This window comes from Streptomyces sp. ISL-12, from assembly GCF_018614415.1.
Classification (GTDB): domain Bacteria; phylum Actinomycetota; class Actinomycetes; order Streptomycetales; family Streptomycetaceae; genus Streptomyces.
In genome coordinates, this window is sequence record NZ_JAGGOO010000198.1 from 1 (window position 1) to 5,576 (window position 5,576).

The following is a 5,576-nucleotide window of genomic DNA, read 5'->3' on the forward strand; positions in this document are numbered from 1 at the left end:
GCCGACACCCAGCTCGGGCACCTCCCGCCCGAGGTCGCCGTCCGGCTGGCCTGGCAGTCCCCCACCCAGCCCCCCCCCCCCCCCCCCCCCCCCACCACCGGCGGCAAGGAGAAACCCCAGCCTTTGGAGACGCCCCTGAACGCCGATTTCCCGCCCGACCCGCCCGCCCCGACTCCGGCCCAGCGCGGGTACTGGGTCGGCCCCCGCCACCTGGCCGGTGACGACGGACGCCTCTACGACGCTGTCGCCGACACGCTCACCGGCCTTGGCTGGACGACCCTGACGATCATCCGCGGACGGCAGGAGCCGGACGAGGGACCAGAGGACCGGCAGGTCCTGCGCAGCACCGTCCTGCACATCAGCCCCGACACCCTGCGCTGGGCGCAGTGGGTCCTGGCGGACGAACCGTTCTACCTCGGTGACCTGCCGGTCGCCTGGCAGATCAGCGCGCGTCAGGAGACGAACAGTCCGCTCGCCCAGTGGTCGGCCTACTTCACCCCGGACGTCCCTGGAGAAGTCCTCGTCGACTTCCTCACCGCACTCGATGCCCGCGACCAGCCTGGCCTCCCGCTCGGCGGGCCCGAAGCGGTGGTCGACGCGGTCACCGCGCACGGCTGGATCCGCGACATCGACCAGCCCGCCACCGCCGCGATCGATCCGACGTTCGCCACGCACATCCGCCTCGGCGATGTTCCCGCACTCATCCAGGACGCCGACCCGCGCAGCTTGATTCGCGAGGCGTACGAGACCGGGCCTGCCGGGTGGCAGGCATGGGCGGAGCCGGTGCTGGGCGCGCGCTGCCTGTGGGTCGCATCTTTCAGCTCCAGCACGCCCGACGATCTCGTCGCCGCGTTTGCCGGCTCCCTCAGCTCCACCGCGCCGGTCCTGCGCCGAGTACTGCCGGACAGCACCCAGGACAGGCTCCTGCGTGCCCCGGCCACGTGACGACAAGCTCGTGTACGGCGGCCGGATATGGGTGAGCCGGGCCGTTCCTCCTCGGAGGGGCGGCCCGGCCTCACCCATATCCGGCGTACGCCGTGGTGTCAGCGGGCTGCTGTCACCTTGGCGAGGGCCTTGCTGAGGTGGAGATCGACGAGGGCCGGCGAGCCGGAGAGGACCAGGAGGACCTGGTCTTCTCGGATCGCGGTCTGCTTGAGCACAGTGTCGCGCCCGCCGGCGGTGAAGGTCATGAGCTGGCTCCACTGCTCGTCGCCGAGCCGGGGCGCGGCCAGCTCCCGTGTGCTGACGTTGATCGCGGTGCCTCCGACGAGGACTTCGTACGTGGGGCACCCGGTCATGGCGTCGAAGATCCGGCTGGTGCCGGCGGACAACGCGTCGGCGGTGTCGCTGTACAGGTCCTCGGACAGCGCGGAGCCACTGCTGGCGTCGTAGGTGAAGCCGGTCTTGGCCTGCCGGGGAAAGTCGAGTGAGCCTCCGGTGGCCGCCTCGCCGCCCAGCGCGTCGAGGGCCGGGCAACCCACGACGGCGACGTCGTCGTGGTCGGTGCTGGTCCCGGGAGCGTGGACGTACCCGTTGCCGAGGTCCTGCTGAGTGAGCAGCTGCGTCTCCAGCGCGGCCGACGACAGCGGAGTGTTCTCGCTGTTGTCGTTGTCCTGGTGCTGGACGGAGCTGTGCGGAGCCGTGGTAGCGGCTCGGTCTGTGTCGGTGCCGGGGGAGCAGGCGGGCTGGGTGAGAAGAGCGGTGGTGATGCCGAGGACGGCGGTGGCGCGAACGCGCATGGTGAGATGACCCCTTGTGCTCGGTGCGAGTTGGGCAGCGCGGGTCCTTCGGGCCCGGTGGGGTCGTGGGGGTGGGGGTCAGTGCCCGAGGTGACGCAGGCAGTCCTCGAACGTTGCGTGCGTGGCGTCGGCGGGCCCGGAGTTGCGGTTGAACCAGGCAGTTGTCAGGCGCCGCTCGTGCTGCTGGTGCCCGGCCCGGCAGCGCAGCCAGACCTGGTCGTTGGTGGAGATGATGACCCAGTCCCGGTACGCACCGCACTCGTCGCAGGCGACCACGTCACCGTCGAGGACGATCGGCTGCGACCAGGGCATCATCCGTCCGGCGACCTGGTCGTGGCTGGGGACCCGCAGCTCGGGCGGGAGGAAGTCGTCCACGACGGCGGCCGGCTGGGCAGCGGCCTGCCGCTCGGCCTGGATCCGCAGCACGTCCTCGGGGACCCTGTCGAACAGCTCCGGCCAGAACTGCTCATGCATGCGTTGCAGATCGTCGGTGCGGGTCCTGCGCCTGCGGCGGATTCGGTTGAGCACTCGGGCGTATCTCCTCTGTCTCGTCCTGCTCGCGTGTTGATCGTGCCCCAGGCCCGGCAACCTTTTCAATTCGTAAAGTCCACAGTCAGGAACGCCCACGCCGGGCCTCCGGCCTGCGAGATGCCCGGCCGGTTGTCCGGCGAGCGGGCGCTTCGGCCGTGGCGGTGACGGGTATGGCCTCGCTGGTGTCGGCGGGCAGGTCCGCGCTCCGGCGCAGCCGCCACACGAGGACGTCACTGACGGAGTCCGCCGTGCCCAGCTCCCGGCGCCCCGCGGCGTCGGCCAGCAGGGCGGCCGGGTCGTGGCCAGCTGCCTCGGCGTCGGCGAGGGTGGCGGCGAGCGCGTACCAGCCCGGTTCGGCCAGGACCTGCTTGGCCAGCGCCGGCAGTGCCTCGCGTAGCACCTGCGTCTGCCGGTTCAGCAGCGGACGGCCCAGGCGCCGGCCGCGCTGGAAAAGGGCGCCGAGGGGCTGGGCGGCGGCGGCCTGGTAGGCGGCGCGCAGGTGCTCGGCGGCCTGGCGGGCAGCGGCGGCCTGCTGGGCATGTCCCTTCTTCGCGTGCCAGTGGCCCGCTGCGGTGATGAGGAAGAACAGCATGTCGATCGCCATGGCCGTTGTCGCCCCGTCCTCCCCTCGGCCGAGGGCGGGACCACCGTGGACAAGGTCGCGGGCGGCCTGCCGCAGCGCCCGGTCGTGTCCGCGCTCGGCCCGGACGTGGGAGCGGGAGGCACGCTCGAAGACGAAGGCGGCCTCGCGCAGTTCGCGGCGGGTGTGGGCGGCGGATGTCTTCGCGAGAGCGTCCAGGACCTCGCCGGCCGCCGCGATATGCGCTGCGGCGACCGGGTCCTGACCGTCCTCGATGACCAGCACCGCCTGCCACACGGCCGAGGCCGCACGCCTCCGCGCACCGGCCGGACTGCCCGGCACCCCACGCGAGGCCGGCCCAGGAGCTGGGGAGGAGTGCTCGGCATAGGCGTCGGCGGACCAGCGTTCGCGGATCCGGGGGAGGGACAGGTCCGGGGCGAGGCGGGCCCCGGGGTAGAACACCGGCTCACCGTCCTTGTTGCGGTCATCGGGCAACGCGACCTTGTACCCGAGCACGTCCCCAGATGGCGCGGTACGTTTGCGGATCAGGAGACCGGCGGCGGCCAGCCGGTCGAAGAACTCATCCTCGCTCCGGGCGCCGGCCACCGCACGGCGCACCGTCTCCCGCAGCTCCTCGCGCGCCGTGCGCACCCGGCCCTGACGTTCGGCCTTATGACGCTCGGCGCTGGTCGGGCGCCGCGCGGCGGTTCCATCCCCCTTGTTGAGGCGGCGCAGACCCAATTCCGCTTCGAGGGTACGGGCCTGGGCCTGGACGCGGGCGGCGTCGTGGTCGAGATCGGGTTTGTAGCCGTCCTCGCGCACGAGGGTGGCGACGATGTGGATGTGGTCCTCGGCATGCCGGACCGCGGCCCACCGGCACCCTGCACCCTGCTCCGGATCGTCGATACCGGCGGCGGCGACCATACGGCGCGCGATATCCCCCCATTCCTCGTCGCTCAGGATGCGATCCTCGGCGGCGTTGCGGACGGACAAGTGCCACACGTGCTTCGTCGGCCGCTCGGCGGCGTCGATGTTCTCCAGCGGCTGGTCGAGGAGCTGCTGGAGCTGCTTGAGGGTGGCGCCCTGGTCGCGGCCGGGATCGGGGGCGTTTCCGTCCCAGGAGGCGACGAGGTGCGGGTCGGTGTGCTCCTCGTACTTGCCCGGCCCATACAGGTAGTACAGCAGGCCGAGGGTGCGCTGCCCGCGCTTCTGAATCCTGGGGATCATGCCGGTGGTGGCTCCTGGTCCTGGTCCTGGTGGAGGAGCTGTTCGGTGGCGTGCTGGACGCGCTGGACGGCGCGTTGAGTGGCGGCGATGACGGCGTCGAGTTCGGACGGGTGGGCGCCGGCGTTGACGGCGCGGGCGATCTGGTTGAGGTTGTTGCCGACGTGGCCCAGGTGCCGGCGAGCGGAGAACAGTTCGGCGACGAGTTCACGGCGGCCGGCGATGGCGGCGGTGGTCGTGTCGAGGTCGCGGGCGGCGGCGAGGCCGCTGCGGGCGAGGAAGGCGGGAAGGGTGGTGCGCGCGGCGGTCGCGGCAGCGGTGAGCTGCTGCTTCTCGGCGTCGTTCAGGCGCACACTGCACACGTAGGTGCGCTTGTGCACGGGCGGCTTCGGCGAGCGTTTGCGTGAGGTCTTCTTCGTGGCGCGGCGCTTGCGCGGCGCGGTCTGTTCCGGCTGCGATCCGCCCTCGGTCGCTGCCTCGCGGTCCAGCACCCCCAGGTGCTGGACCGCTCCCGCCACCCCCGGGGCGGGCTCCGGCCAAGACGCCTTCCCCACCGGGGAAGAGTGTCTTGGCCGATAACTTGCTCGCGCCGCGACCGAGTTGGCAGTGGGCGCGGGTGGGGGGATGGTGCCGTTGTCGGACGGGATGGTCATCGGCTACGGGTCCTCGTGGCACGGATGCGGTGCTGGATGGCTGCGGCCAGCTCGACGACGTCCGCCGGCCGGGGCAGCACGTGGACGGGCCCGTCGGGCGTGTGCTGGACCAGCCACTGCCCGTTCGAGGCGCGGACCACGGCGTGCAGGAGCCGACGGCGGACCAGGACGTCCGCCCAAACGCCTGCTTCGGCGAACGTGGAGGTGGAGCCGGTGGGGCTGGGGGTCATTAGGGCCTCCCGAGGCGGGGGTGAGTGACGACCCGGCGCAGGGCCGGGCTACCGAGTGAGAAAGGCGCTCCGACCTGCTGATTTGGCTGGTCAGCCACACTCGGGGCAGCGCTGGACATGGCTGTTGAGCGCCCTGGCCATCCGTGCCTTCGTTGATGCGGCGGTCGTCGCGCTCGACTTCGCCGCCGGTCTGCCGGCATGCCGCGCGGCGTGCGCGCTCAGGAAGCCGATCTCCCGCTCGTACTCGCCTCGGAGAGCCGCGAACTGGCGGCAGGTTTTCATCGGGCGCTGCTCCTCGTCGTCGTGCTGTCCTCGTCGCGCAGCTGCTGCAGGACGAGGCTGAGTCGGTCGTTCCGGCCGCCCTTCAGGCCCTCGCGCCGCAGAATCTCCCGGAGCTGGACCCGGGTGACGGCCTCGTTGCCGTCTCGCGCGAGGAGCGCGGGGACATGAGGCCGGACCTGCTCGACGAGCTGCTCCACGGACTGCTCGGCCTCGCGCGGCGGTCGCTGTGCCTGCGGGCCGCGGGACCGGCCACCGCGTCTGACCCTGGGCTTGGTCTGCTGGGGTGAGGGCCGACGGGCCGGGACCGCGTGTCCGGCCGGTTCGGGGTGGTTCGGTC

7 protein-coding genes and 1 pseudogene are annotated in these 5,576 nt (G+C 72.1%); 1 reads left to right on the forward strand and 7 read right to left on the reverse strand.

Going from position 1 to position 5,576, the window contains the following annotated elements:
- The first annotated feature begins 123 nt into the window (after window positions 1-123).
- Complete coding sequence (locus J7I94_RS37330) at window positions 124-945, forward strand: DUF317 domain-containing protein (RefSeq protein WP_215174736.1); 822 nt, start codon at window positions 124-126, stop codon at window positions 943-945.
- Window positions 946-1,043: 98 nt separating this feature from the next.
- Here the strand turns inward: J7I94_RS37330 and J7I94_RS37335 are convergent, their stop codons facing one another.
- The 7 genes and pseudogenes from J7I94_RS37335 to J7I94_RS37365 all read right to left on the reverse strand — a co-directional run.
- Window positions 1,044-1,739, reverse strand: a complete 696-nt coding sequence (locus tag J7I94_RS37335; protein WP_215174738.1) for a hypothetical protein — start codon at window positions 1,737-1,739, stop codon at window positions 1,044-1,046.
- A gap of 78 nt (window positions 1,740-1,817) precedes the next feature.
- Window positions 1,818-2,267, reverse strand: coding sequence for a hypothetical protein (locus J7I94_RS37340; RefSeq protein WP_308114855.1), 450 nt, complete (start codon window positions 2,265-2,267; stop codon window positions 1,818-1,820).
- Between the two features lie 85 nt (window positions 2,268-2,352).
- Window positions 2,353-4,077, reverse strand: coding sequence for a relaxase/mobilization nuclease domain-containing protein (locus tag J7I94_RS37345; protein ID WP_215174740.1), 1,725 nt, complete (start codon window positions 4,075-4,077; stop codon window positions 2,353-2,355).
- Window positions 4,074-4,628, reverse strand: coding sequence for a MobC family plasmid mobilization relaxosome protein (locus J7I94_RS37350; protein ID WP_308114856.1), 555 nt, complete (start codon window positions 4,626-4,628; stop codon window positions 4,074-4,076). The genes J7I94_RS37345 and J7I94_RS37350 overlap by 4 nt, the downstream gene beginning before the upstream one ends.
- 95 nt (window positions 4,629-4,723) lie before the next feature.
- Window positions 4,724-4,957: a hypothetical protein gene (locus J7I94_RS37355; protein ID WP_215174744.1), complete on the reverse strand. Its 234-nt coding sequence runs from the start codon at window positions 4,955-4,957 to the stop codon at window positions 4,724-4,726.
- A gap of 90 nt (window positions 4,958-5,047) precedes the next feature.
- Window positions 5,048-5,239, reverse strand: a complete 192-nt coding sequence (locus J7I94_RS37360) for a hypothetical protein (RefSeq protein WP_215174747.1) — start codon at window positions 5,237-5,239, stop codon at window positions 5,048-5,050.
- Window positions 5,236-5,576, reverse strand: a pseudogene (locus tag J7I94_RS37365) (hypothetical protein); the annotation flags it as partial. The pseudogene J7I94_RS37365 and the gene J7I94_RS37360, both read right to left, overlap by 4 nt.

What these genes read in the sequence shown, in the direction of transcription:
- J7I94_RS37360 (WP_215174747.1), bottom strand. Translation starts at nt 5,239, where the DNA reads ATGAAAACCTGCCGCCAGTTCGCGGCTCTCCGAGGCGAGTACGAGCGG.
- J7I94_RS37335 (WP_215174738.1), bottom strand. Translation starts at nt 1,739, where the DNA reads ATGCGCGTTCGCGCCACCGCCGTCCTCGGCATCACCACCGCTCTTCTC.
- J7I94_RS37345 (WP_215174740.1), bottom strand. Translation starts at nt 4,077, where the DNA reads ATGATCCCCAGGATTCAGAAGCGCGGGCAGCGCACCCTCGGCCTGCTG.
- J7I94_RS37355 (WP_215174744.1), bottom strand. Translation starts at nt 4,957, where the DNA reads ATGACCCCCAGCCCCACCGGCTCCACCTCCACGTTCGCCGAAGCAGGC.